A 16025-nucleotide genomic window follows, 5' to 3' on the forward strand; every position below is an offset into this window, starting at 1 on the left:
ATTAAAAGACCGAATATTATTAATTTTACTTTCTTTAGTTCTCCCTGTTTTTGGGAGTATAGTCTGCTACTTTATTTTAAAAAATAGAATTAGCGAATAGGAAAAAACACGAAATAATTTTGAGGATAATTCCAAATGAGATTGGAATGTAAAAATAAAAGGGACAAACTCTTTTAGAGAAGTCTTGAAGTGGAGCGATTGTTTTATATTGAGTTCTTAAACAAGGAGTTTACGTGAACAAAATACTGATTATTTTAGGTTTGCTAATTTTAAGTCTTCCAACTTGGGCAGTAGAGTTAACTAACTATGAAGCTTTAAATGGAAAAGTGTCCATTTTAGCACCCAAGAGCTTTGTCCAGCTTTCGGATGAGCTGATTGAAATTAAGTACCCTTCCAAGAATAAGCCTATAGAAGTGCTCGGTGATGAAACTGCGAGCGTTACGTTGGCTTTTCACTATACAGATAAGCCATTAAAACCTTCTCAGATCATAAAGGCGCATAAATTTTTATCAGCATCGTTTAGAAAAAACTATCCAGAAGCAACATGGATAAGAGATGAAGTAATAGAGAAAAATGGTCAAAAATTCATGGTGATGGAGCTAATAACGCCCACTATAGATACTAAAGTTCACAATATAATATATGGCACTTCAGTCAATGAGCGATATTTGACAGTTAACTTTAATACAACCGTTGAATTATCTAAGAAGTGGTTATCTATCGGTAAGAAAATTATGGAATCGCTGTCTGTTTCAAGGTTTTCCTATGACTTACAGTCTGAATATGATCGCCTTTTAAAAGTAGATGAGTTGGAACAATATCAGAAATTTCTAAGCATAAACATAAAGAATAGATACACAAATGCGATTATCTATTATCGTGACAAGGCCGCTCTAAATGAAGCTAAACGTATTGGGACAGTTAAGGCATTTGACAATTTCATAGCTGCTTACCCTAATAGTGATTGGTTGGAACAAGCAAAATATTTCAAAAATCAAGCTAAATAGAGATGTACATAGGAAAAATAGTTAAAAGTACTGGTGAGATATTTATATTTGGGAAAAATTTGATAGCTTAATCGAATTCTTCCAATAGATTGAAATTGGTATTGTAAAAAGGAAAACCTGTGAAGAAGTTATTTGTTTTATTGGCTGTCATGTCGTCATTCAGCGCGTCAGCCTCCGACAATTTAGTTGGCAATGTCTTATATGCTGGAACCTACGGTAACGGGCGACTATTTGTTGCTTTAGACGTGACAATCAATGAACCCGGATGCCATAAAAGCCGATTTGATGTGGCGCCAGATCACCCCCAAATAGATCGCTGGCTGAGTATCGCACTGTCGGCAAACACTTCAGGTAAGTCTGTTCAAGTGAAGACAAACGGCTGTTATAAAGGCTTTCCTACTTTAGATAGAACAGAAGCATCTTGGTTTCATAGTAAGTTCTAACATCTTCGTGATTAAACTATTCAGTTTTGAATTTGGTTGAAGTTTTTATCTATTTTTTAGCTTTTGTGAAATAACTATATTCATTTTGTTGCGCATTATTAAAAGGTGATGTTTAATACGAATAAATGGATTTTTAATTTTATTTCAAAGGGTTAATAAAGTGAAAAAGATTTTATTCCTAGTAACTTCGATATCATTGAGTGCTAACGCAGAGCTTAAAAACATAGACCCAAATATAGCAATTGAAGGGTCTTACATAGTGGTTTTGAAAGACAGTATACAGCAACGAGAATCCCGTCAGTTGTTCGAATACTCACCTGAATCTGTCGAGGATATAGCAAATAGCTTAATTTCTGGTGCTCAAAGTTCGACATCGCGAGCCTATTCAGTAAAAACACAGAATCAAAGTTCATTAAAAGAAACCTATGATGTGGTGCTTAGAGGCTTTCATGCTGATTTGAGTAATGCTGAGGCTAAATATATTTCAGAACAACCAAATGTAAAATATGTCGTTCCTGATATTTGGATGGAAGCAACAAACCGAACATATGGATTGGACAGAATCAACCAACGTAGCCTGCCTTTAGATGGCTATGCTGGAGAGAATACCTCGGGTAAAGGTGTATCTATTTACGTAATAGATTCAGGAGTTGACATTTCACACCCCGAGATTGCAGGTAGGGCTAATTACGGTTATGACTTTGTCGATAGGGATACCAATGCAGGCGACTGCGATGGTCATGGTACACACGTTGCTGGAACAGCAGCTGGCAGGACTGTAGGTGTAGCTCCTTCCGCAAATATAGTTTCTGTCCGTGTATTGAATTGTTCTGGATCGGGGAGAGGCTCAGACTCTATATCTGCCTTTGAGTGGGTTGCAAAAAATGCCAAAAAACCAGCGGTTATTAACTTTAGTGTTGGCTGGAAAAGCGGAAGATGGACACCTATTGAAAATACAATAAATAAAGTTGTTAATTTTCATGGTATTCAAGCTTCAGTATCAGCGGGTAACAGCAATGCTAACGCGTGTGGCTTTTCTCCAGCAGCAGCGAGTTCACCAATCCGAGTGGGCTCGTCGGATAAGTACGACTACCGTAGCAACTTTTCCAATTTTGGGTCATGTGTCGACATCTTCGCTCCGGGTAGCGGTATTTACTCCGCCCAAAATGGTGGTGGTTATATTTACATGAGCGGTACTTCCATGGCTGCTCCTCATGTCGCTGGTGCTGCTGCACTTTACCTAGAAAAATTCCCTAATGCTTCTTCAGTGCAAGTTAAAAATACACTCATTAAGTCAGCATCGATAAATAAACTTAAAAACATAGGTAGTGGTTCACCTAATCGACTGCTTTACTCTGGGGTTGTTCCACCAGAGCCTTTCAAAGAGGTTTGGCTTATTCCTATTATCAATTATTTGATTTTATAAGTTTTTTAAGGACATTTAAGAGTTTTAAACGGTGAGTAGAGCATGGGTTGGTATTTTGATCCTAAGTTCGTTATTTAGTAATATTTTGGAAAATTAAGTCATTAAAATTCAGCTGGTTATGATTTTTCATTTTGTATTCTGACTCCCGTTTTTAGCTTAAAAATAAATCCAGAAATTGATGAGCAAGGTTTCTTTAGTTAGCATGCCTGAAAACAATGATTTTTATGGAAAGCCCATGTGGATCAGCCTAAGTAGGTGATGTACACATTCAACGTTATGGAATTTGGTAATGAAAAAAATAGTAGCACTTGCGACAATCTTTCTTGCATCTAATGCCTATTCGGCGGTAGGTCAGAGAGATAATTTGGTCATCAAAACTTGGCACCCCTCTGCTGGCAGCCGACCACATGTGGTTCAATATAATGGGCTAACCCGTGTCTATTTTTCTACAAAAGGCGCTTGGGGTAATGCTAATTGCAGAGATGATTCCGCAGATATTGTGAAAGAAGATACCCACTTAATCTCTTCTATGCTGGCGGCTTTTATGGCTGGGAAGCGAGTATCCGTAGAGGTTAACGATACCCTTCCTAGAGTCAATGGCGTTTGCAAAATTACAGCTGCTTTTATTAATAGTTAACTTCTCTATACCCAAGTAACCTAGCATCTTGAGGTCACTTGGGTATATCACTTAGATTATATATCTATTTTCTTAAGAACTTTAATTCTACACGGATCAAGTATGAAAAAATTAACATTTCTATTATCTTTCTTAGCATTTATTACAGTAAGTAGCGTTGCAAATGCTGCCTGTAATAGAGATGAATGTTACGGAAAAGGTGTTGAAGTTGTCACGTCAATGATGGTACATGAAGGTGGTGTTTATATTATCCCTCCTGAAAATAGCCGCAATAACTTAGATTGTCGTCTTGATGGTACTAGTATGACTCTAAATAAAGACCATCCTTATTTTAAAGAAGTTTATTCTACAATTCTAACGGCTATGGCTTCAGGTAATAATTTAATGGTACGTATAAAGAATGGATCTCAAGGTTGCCAAGTCTCTTATGCTAGGATTTACTATTAAGAAACTGTAAATTACGTGGCGGACATAAATAGCTATTTTTATATTTACTTTTTACAACTGATTAAACTTAACTTAATAAAGCTAGCTAATTGGGCTGGCTTTTATTTTTAATAATATACTTCTAATTTTATTGGAACCAATATTTAATTTATTGATACTGCATTCAATTACTTTTTACATCCTAAAATCGTCTATTCGCTCTCGTTTTTTAATCAAACCTCCAAACATGAATTGATGGGTAAACGTCAATTCATTAGCATCTCCGCAAACCTATATATCGTATAGCTGTAACTCATTGAAATGGAAAAGAGAAACTGAATATGAAAGTAAAAACATTGCTTACTGCAGCGCTTGCTACCTTCACTGTGTTTGCTCAAGCAGAACAAATACTGGGGTCTAAAACCGTTTTGCGAACCTTCTCGGAAGGTTCTGCTCAAGCGGGTTTTTATACTAAAGAAGGCCTCCAAGAATGTAAGTGGGGCATTATGTATATAGATTTGTCGACTGAAGCTGGAAAGGCGATGTTCTCTCAAGTACTTACGGCAAAAACAGCGGGTTTTAAAATCGTACGTATCGATTATTCAAAGACAGGCGCACTCTGCACAGCCAATGGATTGCACATTCAATAACAGGGCGTATTTAATTCCAAGGAAGAAAAATGAAAGTAATAAAATTTATTTTGTTAAGCGTGATCGTATTGATCCCAAGTTTAAGTTTTGCAGCCGGAGTAACTTCTGATAAAGGACAAGTCAAGCTGATTAACGTTCAGAGAGAGGGCAACTTTGTACGCGTAGATTTCTCGCAACCCATTAAAAATCCGGGGAATTGTGAAGGAGCGAGCTTTTACATCGCAGAACTTAGTGATTCATCAGGAAGTAACCGTTTCTATTCAGCGCTTCTCACAGCATATACCTCAAAATCGACAGTGAGCTTCTGGGTTTCAGGATGTACCAAGAAAAAATATTGGGGACAGACTCGCCCTGCAATTTTTGACATCTACATGTATTAGTGAACGGTTAGATCTAATGATAAAGAACATCACTCTATTTTCTCTGGCTTCGCTTTTATTGTCGTTTCCATCATACGGTAAATGGTTAAGCACCAGCGGCACAATAACATCGTTAACAACGTACGGTCATACCAATACGGTGCTCGTGAGCTTAACGGATCAAGGGGCAAATATTACAGAGTGCTCCAACAAAACCACTTTCGCTATTAGCAATTCTTTAGATCCAGAGGCGCGTTCAAGAATGTATTCCATGCTTCTAGCTGCAAGAGCGTCGGGGAAGGCGGTTACCATTTCTTATAGCGATGTTGGCGGTTGTGAGCCGTGGGATCGCAATATCAATGTTTACCGAAGAATCACCCGCCTCATTCACTAATTTTTAAACTCAGTTGGTAAAATATAAATGAAAAAATACATAATTTTGCTCGTGCTTTTAATGGTATCTACATCCTCTTATGCAAGGTACACCGCCAATTTTCGTGGCGTCATTACAGATGTTCTAACATACCCAGGAAGTACGCTTGTATTGATTAAAGTGACGAATATGCCCAAGAGTCATCCAAAATGTACATTATTGGACTTTATGGCGATTGATCCGGCTATTTCGTCTGAATCTCGCCAGCTTGTTATGTCTCGGATTCTTACGGCATACAGCACTAAAGAAACGGTGAATATCGGGTACGACAAAGAAAGCCATTCAGACTCATGCACTGGTGGCGACCGCATGCGCGTGCATAGGGTGGGATAAGTAAGAATGAAAACGTTAATTGCAGCTTTATTATTCTCGCTTCTGTCTTTTCAAACATTTGCTGGGTGCAGTGGGCACAGCTGTACAGGTGTTAAAGTTAGCCGTCTTTACGTCAATGTAGATGGTAATGCGGCGGTGAGTACATCTGGAAACGAAGCAAATCTAACCTGTGAAGCGGGAAAAAACGGGTATATCCATCTAGATCCAGCAAGTAAGAACTACGAAGCAGTGTATTCATTATTGCTTACTGCCCATATTCAAGCACACCCCATTTGGATTCGAACAAATTCGGATTCTAGTATGTGTAAAGTGGTTTATGTGGTTTCGGATAAATAAAGGTAAATAGCTCATGTTAAAGCTTTTCTTCAACCGACAATCGGTACGTATTTCTATTTTAGTATTGCTGTCTTTTTCTTGTTTTAAAACGATGGCGGGAAGCTACACAGGCACTTTTCAACCATATTGGTATGGTGGTTCACTGTATATCAAACCGCTGTCAGTCGTGAAGACAGATGTTCCTTCCTGTGTGAAAAGACAGTTATTGAGGTTACAAGAATTTGATATATCTGGTGATGTTTTCAAATACAAATACTCAATGCTGCTTACCGCTTGGGCAGCAAATAAGTCGATAAAACTTGTTGGAACAAACAAATGTACTAGTGAAGGCGATGAAATTATCTATGTCGTAAACTACCCACATTAAAATATGAAAATAACAAAAGCCAGCACTCGCTGGCTTTTGTTGTTTCTAGGTTATGCCATTTAATCTAACCGAATTTTAGTGGAGTCTTTTTCTCCTTCGTTATCGGTGACTGTGAGCCTAACTGCCTTTTTATTGGCGGGGAGTCGGGTGAAGATAACAGTGCCGAAGCGCACTTTTTTCTTACCCAATTTCCAGCGAGTCTTCACGATATGCCCGTCCGGATCGTAGCTTGTGGAATACAGCAAAGCGTAACGCCCGAATAGAGGGAAATAGCCACCCTGAGCAACAGGCGGTTCATTAACTGCTGCGACAATCTCTATCGTTTCTGAATGACGAGCGGTTGCACCTTGGTCGTCAGTCACCGTAAGTACGACCGTATATTCACCTGCTTTATCGTAGCTCCAGCTTGGATTGAACTCTGTACTGGTTTGACCGTTTCCAAAGTCCCACAAATACCCAACAATCTCACCGTCGGGGTCGCTGCTCACGTTAGAGGAAGTGACGCTCATGCCTTCGACTTTTAACGTAAAGTTGGCGATCGGCGCTTCATTGGGTTTATCGTAAGAAACTTGAATAACGCCATAGCTATTATCGGGGGCTTGATGGATCAGTCTTACCGATAAGCCATACTCCATCACTTTGCGACCAGCGTGTGGAGCACCGGGGGAAGAGTAATCCTCTTTATCATCAAACACACCGTTTGGCGTTAGGCTGGTATCTTGCAGCAAGTTACCTTCTTTATCGACCAAAACGAGTGGCGAATTGTTTTCTAAAGAAAAAGCAGCATCGCGAACTTGGTAACGGGATCTCGCCACTTCACCGCTAGACCAAACAAACGGAGTTTGGTCGGCATCGACCACACCTAGCCAACCTTCCCCAGGGTGCAATCCTACCCAATTATCGGTAAAGGAATTATCGACATACCACACAACCAAACCTGGATCATAAGAAATCAGCTGTCCAATTCTGCGAATACTCTCAAGCCCTTTATCGACGCCATCGTAACTGCGCCATTGGAGCAAGTAATAGTGATCCGCTAAGTGGAAACCTGCATTCTTACTGAATCCGCTGAATGCAAAGGAGCTTGTCCCTTCAGCATCATCAATGCCACGAGTCGCTCCGTCGACTTCAAACGCAATGTCGTCTACGTACCACCCTTCCATGGCTAACCCGCCATCAGTGACATAATCAAAAGTGAGGGTGATTTCGCTGCCTGCCCATTCCGACAGATCAAAACGAGCGTCTACCCATCCTTTAGAATCTCCCGTTATCGCAGGTACCAGACCCGTGTTGTAAGGATCTTGAGTGGTCGTAATGTTCCCCGCGATTTGAGTGCCATTGACCAATACTCGAGCATAATCGTAGTCCACTTCTATCTCATACCACGCCTTAAAGGTGAGGTGCACTGAACCACCCGAAGGGACAGTGAGTTTACGGCTCATACTGTTATTAAGGTCGTCCCCTTTTTGGGAGTAAAACGAGTATTCACCGCCAAACGGTTTAACACCGTCGACTTTTTTCGCAGGTAACTCGATTTTCACCATATTGGGGCGAAGGTTATCCGTGGTTTCAAATAACGTTAGGTTACGAGGCTTCTCGGCTAAATCATCAAGCGAGAGTTGTGTGCTGTTCAGCCAGCGCCCCCCCAAAGATTCTTGCAAGAACTCTTTGGCATAAGAACTGAATGCTGTGGGTCTAATCCCTCCTAGTTCGCCTGCCCAGCTGCCAGAAGACATAATAGACCAATACGCGACAGGCTCGCCTTTACCCGTTCCCCGAGTGTCGTATTCGTCTGGTAAGCCTAAGTCGTGCGCGTATTCATGCGCCGCAACCCCAACGGCAGCATCAAGAGGCTGAATGGTGTAATCAAACGCGGCGTATTGCCCATTGAAGCGATCAGGTAGCGTGCTGGACGTTCCCGGAAGTTGGTGAACAGAACCTAAGTTCCAGCGGTGAGACCAAATGGCGTCTTCACCCAAAACACCACCACCGGCTTCTTCGCCCACCGAGGAATGGAAGATCATAAGGTGGTCGATTAGCCCATCAGGTTCACGGTAATCGCCATCGCCATCGTAGTCGTATCGGTCTTCAATGTCGTAGTCGTCTAAGTTGACACTGGGATCATTCGCCAGCTGATTGAGAGCTTCACGCACCAATTCACGAACATTACTGTCGTTGCCAGAACTGGCATCGTTCCCCCCGTAGTATTCCGCGTCTTTAGCCGCTCTGTACCACCCAAATCCCTCACCCGTAACTGAATAGGTTTCACCGGATTCTTGTTCGTAATATTGCTTCATAGAAACAATATTTTCGCCATTGGGACCTTCATAACCAGAGGGTGAAAACAACAAGTCAGCGTAATGCGAAATGGGGTAGGAGTCATATAGCATATCGGTATGCTCATCGGTGATTCTGTTGTCATCCCACGGTAAGTCAGGAAAGTCGATCATCAACGCGATGACTCTGTCCGTTCTTTTTATGGTGACAGAACGGGACGAAAAAGAAACGGCATTGAGCTTCTGCCCTTTCTTATTTGCTAACGATTTAAATATCTTATTTCTCTGCTCAATGGCTTTTTTTCCAAATTGAGCATCGCCATGTGTATGAGGGTTGATTTTTGTATTTAAGAATGTCTTTACGGCTTCTTCTTTTTCTATTTGTGTTGCATCTTTACTGAGTTTTCCAGAGCGAATTAGCATTTCCGCTATTCTCTCTTCATTAACAACACCCATATCGGCCGGAGTATTGGCGTAAGATATTCCACTGAATACTGCCAGCGATGTTGCCAGCAGCATGGTGTTTTTAAAAATTGCCATTTTTTATTCCTTAGTGGTTGTTTTTATTTATTATTCCTTTTATTTCTTTATTGATACCTCCGTTGGTGAGATTGCGGTTTTCAACCTGTTGGATTAAATTTTTATATCAGCGATCTGTGAATAATATAATGTGATTATTTATTCCAAATAGACGAATATATTATCAATCTAAGGTTTGGAATTAATGGCGATAGATTAGTTGAAATAATTTATAAAAATTTTGGCAATGGTTCTAATTCTTAAATATGAATAAGGAAAGGAAGACGGTTTATTGCATGGGTGTGTTGGAAATGGGATTGTTTACATAATATTTAAAATTTGCTGAACGAATTCCAATTGATCAAAAAAAGCCAGCGATTAGTTTTCACTATATCGCTGGCTTTTGTCATTTCTAGACTCTGTTCTTAGTCTAATTGAATTTTAGTGGAACCATATAATCCTTGGTTATCTTTTACTGTTAGCCAAACTGTTTTTGTATTGATTGGCAGACGTGTGAGGATAACAGTACCAAAATATACGTGTGGTTTACCCAGTTTCCAGCGAGTTGTTACGATATGCCCGTTCGGATCGTAGCTTGTGGAGTAAAGTAAAGTGTAACCACCGAATATGGATAAATAGCCGCCTTGAGCGACAGGTGGTTCATAAGTCACATCGATGATCTCTATCGTCTCCGAGTAGCTATCGGTTGCACCTTTGTCGTCGGTAACGGTTAAGAGCACAGTGTATTCGCCAGCTTCCACGTATTGCCAGCTTGGGTTGGCTTCCGTGCTGGTTTGACCGTTGCCAAAATCCCAGAAGTAGCCAACAATATTGCCGTCGGGGTCGCTACTCTCGTTGGATGAAATAACCCTCTTACCTTCGACTTTTAAAGTGAAATTGGCAATGGGCGACTCATTGGGAAGTTCATGAGAGATTTGTAATACGCCGTAGCTGTTATCGGGCGCTTGAAGGAGCAGTTCTACAGATAACCCATATTCCAGCAATTTAAGCCCAGTGCGCTGAGCGCTACGCGAAGAGTAGTACGCTCCGTCATCAAATACCCCATTTGATGTTAAGTGGGTGTCTTGCAGTGTATTGCCTTCTTTGTCGACGATAACGAGCGGTGAATTGTCTTCCAGAGAAAAAGCAGCATCACGAACTTGGTAGTGAGATCTTGCCACTTCGCCATTAGACCAAACAAGCGGAGTTTGGTCGGCATCGACCACACTCAACCAGCCTTCCTCTGGGAGTAACCCTATCCAGCGGTCGTTCGCCCAGTTGTCAGTAAAAGAATTATCGACATACCAAATGACCAAGCCTGGTTCATAAGAAATCAGTTGTCCAAATTGACGAATACTCTTGAGCCCTTTATCAATGCCATCATGATTGCGCCATTGGAGCAGATAATAGTGATCCGCGAAGCGGAATCCTTGATCTTTGCTGAATCCCTTTAAATTAAAGGTGCTCTCACTTTCAGCATCATCAATAATATGGGTTGTCCCGTCGACCTCAAAGGCGATTTCATCGATGTACAACCCTTCCTGTACCAATTCACTATCGCTGACGAATTCGAAGGTGAGGTCTATCTCGTTACCAGCCCATTTCGATAAATCAAAACGGGCGTCCACCCACCCATTAGAATTTCCTGTTATGTAAGGAACCACCCCTAAATCGTTAGGATCAAAAAGAGTGGTAATGTTGCCTGCAGCTGGGGTTCCGTTAATCATTACTCTAGCGTAATCGATACCCCATTCCATCAGCTGATATCGCGCTTTAAAGGTCAGACTTACTGAAACACCTGAGGGGACAGTAATCTTGCGATTCATAGTGTTACGGGAATAATAATAGTCTGCATTAGTTGCGGAATGATAGGCATATTCACCACTAAAAGGTGCTACGTCGACGACTTTTTTCTCTGGTAACGCAATTTTCACTATATTTGGGCGAAGGTTGTCTGTGGTTTCATATAAGGTCAAGTAACGAGGTTTTCCTGTTAGCACGTCAAGCGAAAGTTGCGTGGGATTCAACCAGCGTCCCCCTAATGACTCATGTAAAAATAGCTTTGCGAAAGGACTAAATGAGGTTGGTCGAATCCCATCCAATTCGCCAGCCCGACTACCAGAAGACATGACTGACCAGTACGCGGCAGGTTCACCCGCACCAGTTCCTTGCATGTTATGCTCGCCTGGTAAACCTAAGTCGCGCGCGTATAGGTTTGCAGCAACCCCGACGGAAACGTCGAAAGGCTGAATTGTGTAATCAAACGCAGCATACTGCCCATTAAATCGTTCACGTAGCTTACTAGACGTTCCAGGAAGTCGGTGAATTCCGTCTAGATTCCAACTGTGAGACCAAATCGCATCCTCGCCTAAGACACCTCCACCAGCTTCCTCCCCTACAGAGGAGTGGAAGATCATAAGGTGGTCAATAATCCCGTCCGGCTCGTAGTAATTGCCATCGTTATCGTAGTCGTATCGATCTTCTTTGTCGTAGTCGCTCAAATCTATATTCGGATCATTCGCGAGCTGGTTAAGTGCTTCACGTACTAGCTCGCGAACATTGCTGTCGTTACCAGTACGGGGATCATTCCCGCCATAATGGGCTGCATCTTTGGTGGCTCTATACCACCCAAATCCTTTCCCAAACACCGAATAAGTCCCACCGGATTCTTGTTCGTAGTATTGCCTCATTGAAATAATACTTTCCCCATTGGGGCCTTCGTAGCCTGAAGGAGAAAACAATAACTCCGTATAATGTGAAATAGGGTAAGAGTCATACAGCATATCGGTATACTCACTGGTGATTTTGTTGTTATCCCAAGGTAAGTCGGGAAAGTCGATCATTAACGCGATGACTCTGTCCACTCTTTTGGCTGCGATGGAATGGGAGGAAACGTCATTAAGCTTCTGCACATTCTTACTTGTTAACGACTTAAGTACTTTATTTCTATGTTTAGCAACCTTTTCTAGAAATGTTGTGCCGGCATATTCTATGTGGGGTTGTTTTGTATTTAAGAAATTTTTTACTGCCTCTTCTCTTTCTATTTGTGTTGTATCTCCATTGAGCTTCCCAGAACGAATCAGCATGTCTGCTATTCTCTCTTCATTCACAATACTCATATCGGTTGGAGTGTTGGCAAAGGATACCGAGCTGAAAACTGCCAGTGACGTTGCCAGCAGTATGGTGTTTTCAAAAATAGCCATATTATTTTCCTTAACGATTGTTTTTATTACTATTCTCTTTAATTTTTATCGATACCTCCGTTAAATGAGACTAGTTACATTTAGTTTATTTAATTGGTTTTAGTATTAATACTTCTGAAAGTATTGGACGATAATTTATGAGAAAGTGAAAAATGTTTTTTAATAAAAAATTAATGAATTTAGGATAATCGAAATGATTTTAGAAACTTTGGTTATTTCTCTAATTTTAAATATAAATAAGGTCGGAAGAGTTATTTATAATTATGGTGTATTGAAAGTGAGATTATTTTCAAAGGTTTAAAAAGTTTCTGAACTAGCTTCAACTAAATGAGTGAAATAAAACGGAAACGTTGTTTTTTTGTATGTTAGCTATATCAGCTAATGACTTGTAATCCTGATCTACTGGAATACTTACGCAAGCGTAAGAAGAGATATGACTGTTTGATTTTATTATTGATATGTATCAACAATAAGAATTATTAATGTTTTAATATTGTGATCTATATCCTTAACTTAAATTTTTAAATATTTACCCTAGATGATGAAAATATCAACAATGATTAATAACTATTTTTTCTGTCTGTATTGTTGGATTTATATTTTCGGGGTTGATAAGTTGATAAATGCATGATTGATTAAGTTAATAGTGATGTGTATTATTTTTTAATTTATGAGAGTCTCTCAGCTGACTATTGCCCCTTCACTTAATTGTGTTTCTAACGATAAGGAAGGTCTAGTGTATAAGATACGAATAGCAACATTGATGACGAATATGATGGTCGTTTTGTCTTGGGGGGCGCTTGCAAATGAGCCCAATGAGAGAACTGAACAAGAGGCAAGGGAGCATATAAAATCATTGATCTTCAACCAGATCTCTATTACTGGGAACTTAGATAGCGATCATAAAAAACGTCCTCAGATCCCATTTTTAGTTAGCAATGACAGAGAGTGCCATATAGAGAACCTATCTGTGAAATCTAAAGGTCATTATGATGCGATTGAGACGCTGCTGCCGTATGCTGGTCAACTAACGCGTAAACGTTGTGAGTTTGTAATGCACAGATTACTGCGTAGAGAAAAGATATTTACATTATCTTTTAAATTTAAAGTTAATGACTTACGAAATGATCCAGACAAAACCGCACATTGGTTTTCAATGATGCAGTTTCATTCTAAACCTAATACCAACGAAGCTGCACGTTGCCCAATGTTGGCATTAGAGTCAAATGATGGTGAGTTACGGATGTTCAGCCGTTGGGATAGCAGTCATATTTCAACCGTCGTAAATGGTAGCTGTGCTAACGAAGGGAACTCAATTCAAGATAGAACTCTCTTTAATCATATTCCTTACGAAGCGAACCGCTGGTATAAATTTGAAATTGCTGGAAAGCTTTCTTATAAAGAAGATACTGATGCTTGCTTAACGGTGAAAATTGATGACCAGTTTATTAGTGAATCATGTGGTCCTAATACCTACAATGATATGTATCACCCATTTTTAAAGTTTGGAGTTTATAAACCATCGCCATGGACAGATAAAGGTAATATACGTGTCGAATATCGAGATATAAGCTATCACCAAGATTAGGTTAACTTTGTAAATAACAAACTAATGAAAAAGTATGATATTAGAAATTTGGACTATTCTGCTTTTTATTAATCTTTAAAATCTAAGCCAGCAATATAATGCTGGCTTAGTTTTTGATAGGTCTGAAACTAAAGAATGCTGCGCAGTGCGCTAAAGAATCGGTCGATTTCGGCTTTGGTATTGTAGTGCATTAGCCCAACTCTCAAAATGCCGCCTTTGTCTGTAACGCCCAGTGCATCTGTTAATCTATCGGCGTACAAATGACCGCTCCACGTATAGATTTCCTGCGTTCCAAGATGCGAGGCGATTTCTGCCGGGTCAAGATTGCCAAATCGAAGAGCAAACGTAGCGGTTCGATTGTTTGCAGTAGGCTCCCCGAATAACTCAATGGACGGGAATTCGGTTAGGCGAGAAAGAAAGTACGTCGCTAGTGATTCTTCATACTGTCGAATATTTCCGTAGGCTGATTCCAGTTGAGCTCTTAGGCTTTCCCCTTGTCCTAATGTCGCCAAATAATCGACAGCGTATGAGAATGCAGAGAGCGCTTCAAAGTTCAATGTACCCGTTTCCCAGCAGTTTGGGGCATAGGTAGGGGCGGGCTCTACTTTAAAAGGTGTGTATTGTTCTAAACAGTCTTTACGACCATAAAGCACACCAAGGTGAGGACCGAAAAACTTATAGGCAGAACCCGCAACAAAGTCTGCACCTAGCGTTTTTACATCGAGAATTTTATGAGGTAAAAGGTGCACGGCGTCAATAAAAACAACACTGCCGTTCGCTTTTGATAGCTGGGTGATTTTTTCTATATCGACCATTGTGCCAGACAGATTACTGGCCGCTGTAACGGCAACCAAGCGTGTTTTTTCATTCAGTAAGGACTGAAACACCTCTAAGTCCAGATTACAGCTATTGTCTATAACGGGAATGTAGTGGACTTTAACGCCTTTCAATTGCGCTGCCATTGCCCAAGACGAGCGATTGGCCCCGTGATCGGCATCGCTAAGGATGATCTCATCTCCTGCTTGCCAATCTTGGCTAATTGCGCGGCTAAAATGAAAGGTCATGGTCGTCATGTTGGCACCAAAGACGATTTCATCTTTGGATGCAGCGCCAAAAAGCGACGCCGCTTTTTCTCTGCACGTATCCACTAAACTCACTGTGTTGTGGCTCACAGAGAAACGACCACCCAAGTTAGAATTACCTTGCGCTAAGTAAGCGCCATAACCCTCAATAACAGAGAGTGGAAGCTGGGTTCCACCGGGACCATCAAAATAGATAGGCGCAATTCCATTCTGCTGCATATTAAGCGCTGGGAATTGCTCTCTAAGACCTTCAACATTTTCTTGATTAAGCGGTAAATACGAAGACATCGCGTACTCCCTTTTCGCCCGCTACGCTAGAAAGCGTTTCAGAAATGTGGTGGAAAAAGCGTGAATCATTGAGTACCACAAACTGGTTTTCTTCTAACACGGTGTTTAAGTGAGGGTGTTGATCAACTGGAGAAGCAAAAATTTGCGTGAACCCACCGGTGATGTTTTTCCGTTGCACACAGAAAATGCCAACATATCGGTAGCCATCTTGGTGAATTCCTTCTGGTGCAGGGGCACTGGTTGCATCGGAACCGCAAGTCACACGAATTTGGTGTACATCCACAACCGAATTATCTTTGTCTGTCCCCGTTCTTTCCATAAACGATTTGATGAGGTGCTGAAAGTAAGGTGTTTTCACCATTTCCTCATCCATTTTGGCAAAATCTCGTTCAACATCGCCTAAAACTCTATTGAATTCTGAGGATTGCGTAAAAGTAGAGTGGGGCAAACGGGTTAACTCATTATTTGTAGATTGGAATCTTGCGTAGGTGCGATAACGGTGATCACTGTCGACGTATTGGTCTGCGGGGAGCTGCTCAAAGTAGGATGAAAGTTGTTCTGCTATGCTTTTTGGGGTTTGAAAAGCTTCAATCAGAAACTTGTTTTCCATTTCCATTTCCATGATATGTCCTTATTGTTTGATTTTGTGTTT

Annotated in this window: 16 protein-coding genes; 12 read left to right on the forward strand and 4 right to left on the reverse strand. The window is 40.8% G+C overall.

Features of this window, described 5'->3' with window-relative positions; translation table 11 throughout:
- Window positions 1-233 precede the first annotated feature (233 nt).
- The 11 genes from VPNCDNU1_RS00005 (at window position 234) to VPNCDNU1_RS00055 (ending at window position 6417) form a co-directional block, all read left to right on the forward strand.
- Window positions 234-1007, forward strand: coding sequence for a hypothetical protein (locus tag VPNCDNU1_RS00005; protein ID WP_174715122.1), 774 nt, complete (start codon window positions 234-236; stop codon window positions 1005-1007).
- Between the two features lie 119 nt (window positions 1008-1126).
- Window positions 1127-1450 carry a hypothetical protein gene (locus tag VPNCDNU1_RS00010; protein WP_104398445.1) on the forward strand — a complete coding sequence of 108 codons (324 nt, stop codon included), beginning with the start codon at window positions 1127-1129 and terminating at the stop codon, window positions 1448-1450.
- Between the two features lie 160 nt (window positions 1451-1610).
- Window positions 1611-2876, forward strand: coding sequence for a S8 family peptidase (locus VPNCDNU1_RS00015; protein ID WP_104398446.1), 1266 nt, complete (start codon window positions 1611-1613; stop codon window positions 2874-2876).
- A 289-nt stretch (window positions 2877-3165) separates the two neighbouring features.
- Window positions 3166-3513, forward strand: a complete 348-nt coding sequence (locus VPNCDNU1_RS00020) for a hypothetical protein (protein WP_104398447.1) — start codon at window positions 3166-3168, stop codon at window positions 3511-3513.
- A 102-nt stretch (window positions 3514-3615) separates the two neighbouring features.
- Window positions 3616-3960, forward strand: coding sequence for a hypothetical protein (locus VPNCDNU1_RS00025; RefSeq protein WP_104398448.1), 345 nt, complete (start codon window positions 3616-3618; stop codon window positions 3958-3960).
- A gap of 320 nt (window positions 3961-4280) precedes the next feature.
- A complete protein-coding gene (locus tag VPNCDNU1_RS00030) occupies window positions 4281-4589 on the forward strand; it encodes a hypothetical protein (protein WP_104398449.1) in 309 nt (102 codons plus the stop codon).
- A gap of 29 nt (window positions 4590-4618) precedes the next feature.
- Entirely contained in the window at window positions 4619-4969 is a 351-nt protein-coding gene (locus VPNCDNU1_RS00035; RefSeq protein ID WP_104398450.1) for a hypothetical protein, read from the forward strand.
- A gap of 16 nt (window positions 4970-4985) precedes the next feature.
- The gene (locus tag VPNCDNU1_RS00040; RefSeq protein WP_104398451.1) at window positions 4986-5342 is read left to right on the forward strand and encodes a hypothetical protein; all 357 of its coding nucleotides are present in this window, start codon (window positions 4986-4988) and stop codon (window positions 5340-5342) included.
- 27 nt (window positions 5343-5369) lie between these two features.
- A complete protein-coding gene (locus tag VPNCDNU1_RS00045) occupies window positions 5370-5714 on the forward strand; it encodes a hypothetical protein (RefSeq protein ID WP_104398452.1) in 345 nt (114 codons plus the stop codon).
- A 6-nt stretch (window positions 5715-5720) separates the two neighbouring features.
- A complete protein-coding gene (locus VPNCDNU1_RS00050) occupies window positions 5721-6050 on the forward strand; it encodes a hypothetical protein (RefSeq protein ID WP_104398453.1) in 330 nt (109 codons plus the stop codon).
- 13 nt (window positions 6051-6063) lie between these two features.
- On the forward strand, window positions 6064-6417 hold the full coding sequence (locus VPNCDNU1_RS00055) for a hypothetical protein (protein WP_104398454.1): 354 nt from the start codon (window positions 6064-6066) through the stop codon (window positions 6415-6417).
- A 59-nt stretch (window positions 6418-6476) separates the two neighbouring features.
- Here the strand turns inward: VPNCDNU1_RS00055 and VPNCDNU1_RS00060 are convergent, their stop codons facing one another.
- Together VPNCDNU1_RS00060 and VPNCDNU1_RS00065 are read right to left on the reverse strand one after the other, a co-directional pair.
- A complete protein-coding gene (locus VPNCDNU1_RS00060; RefSeq protein ID WP_104398455.1) occupies window positions 6477-9233 on the reverse strand; it encodes an immune inhibitor A domain-containing protein in 2757 nt (918 codons plus the stop codon).
- A gap of 404 nt (window positions 9234-9637) precedes the next feature.
- Window positions 9638-12415, reverse strand: coding sequence for an immune inhibitor A domain-containing protein (locus VPNCDNU1_RS00065; RefSeq protein ID WP_104398456.1), 2778 nt, complete (start codon window positions 12413-12415; stop codon window positions 9638-9640).
- Window positions 12416-13151: 736 nt separating this feature from the next.
- On the opposite strand from VPNCDNU1_RS00065, the gene VPNCDNU1_RS00070 reads away from it, so the two are divergent.
- A complete protein-coding gene (locus tag VPNCDNU1_RS00070) occupies window positions 13152-14003 on the forward strand; it encodes a heparin lyase I family protein (RefSeq protein ID WP_167404685.1) in 852 nt (283 codons plus the stop codon).
- A 128-nt stretch (window positions 14004-14131) separates the two neighbouring features.
- Here the strand turns inward: VPNCDNU1_RS00070 and VPNCDNU1_RS00075 are convergent, their stop codons facing one another.
- Window positions 14132-15373 carry a cysteine desulfurase-like protein gene (locus VPNCDNU1_RS00075; RefSeq protein WP_104398458.1) on the reverse strand — a complete coding sequence of 414 codons (1242 nt, stop codon included), beginning with the start codon at window positions 15371-15373 and terminating at the stop codon, window positions 14132-14134.
- A complete protein-coding gene (locus tag VPNCDNU1_RS00080) occupies window positions 15351-15989 on the reverse strand; it encodes a 2OG-Fe dioxygenase family protein (RefSeq protein WP_104398487.1) in 639 nt (212 codons plus the stop codon). The genes VPNCDNU1_RS00075 and VPNCDNU1_RS00080 overlap by 23 nt, the downstream gene beginning before the upstream one ends.
- Window positions 15990-16025 lie beyond the last annotated feature (36 nt).

This window comes from Vibrio penaeicida, from assembly GCF_002933855.1.
GTDB lineage: Bacteria > Pseudomonadota > Gammaproteobacteria > Enterobacterales > Vibrionaceae > Vibrio > Vibrio penaeicida_A.

Excerpts from the sequence above, each read along its gene's own strand:
- VPNCDNU1_RS00020 (WP_104398447.1), top strand. The coding sequence starts at position 3,166 with ATGAAAAAAATAGTAGCACTTGCGACAATCTTTCTTGCATCTAATGCC.
- VPNCDNU1_RS00025 (WP_104398448.1), top strand. The coding sequence starts at position 3,616 with ATGAAAAAATTAACATTTCTATTATCTTTCTTAGCATTTATTACAGTA.
- VPNCDNU1_RS00030 (WP_104398449.1), top strand. The coding sequence starts at position 4,281 with ATGAAAGTAAAAACATTGCTTACTGCAGCGCTTGCTACCTTCACTGTG.
- VPNCDNU1_RS00035 (WP_104398450.1), top strand. The coding sequence starts at position 4,619 with ATGAAAGTAATAAAATTTATTTTGTTAAGCGTGATCGTATTGATCCCA.
- VPNCDNU1_RS00040 (WP_104398451.1), top strand. The coding sequence starts at position 4,986 with ATGATAAAGAACATCACTCTATTTTCTCTGGCTTCGCTTTTATTGTCG.
- VPNCDNU1_RS00045 (WP_104398452.1), top strand. The coding sequence starts at position 5,370 with ATGAAAAAATACATAATTTTGCTCGTGCTTTTAATGGTATCTACATCC.
- VPNCDNU1_RS00050 (WP_104398453.1), top strand. The coding sequence starts at position 5,721 with ATGAAAACGTTAATTGCAGCTTTATTATTCTCGCTTCTGTCTTTTCAA.
- VPNCDNU1_RS00055 (WP_104398454.1), top strand. The coding sequence starts at position 6,064 with ATGTTAAAGCTTTTCTTCAACCGACAATCGGTACGTATTTCTATTTTA.
- VPNCDNU1_RS00060 (WP_104398455.1), bottom strand. The coding sequence starts at position 9,233 with ATGGCAATTTTTAAAAACACCATGCTGCTGGCAACATCGCTGGCAGTA.
- VPNCDNU1_RS00065 (WP_104398456.1), bottom strand. The coding sequence starts at position 12,415 with ATGGCTATTTTTGAAAACACCATACTGCTGGCAACGTCACTGGCAGTT.
- VPNCDNU1_RS00075 (WP_104398458.1), bottom strand. The coding sequence starts at position 15,373 with ATGTCTTCGTATTTACCGCTTAATCAAGAAAATGTTGAAGGTCTTAGA.
- VPNCDNU1_RS00080 (WP_104398487.1), bottom strand. The coding sequence starts at position 15,989 with ATGGAAATGGAAAACAAGTTTCTGATTGAAGCTTTTCAAACCCCAAAA.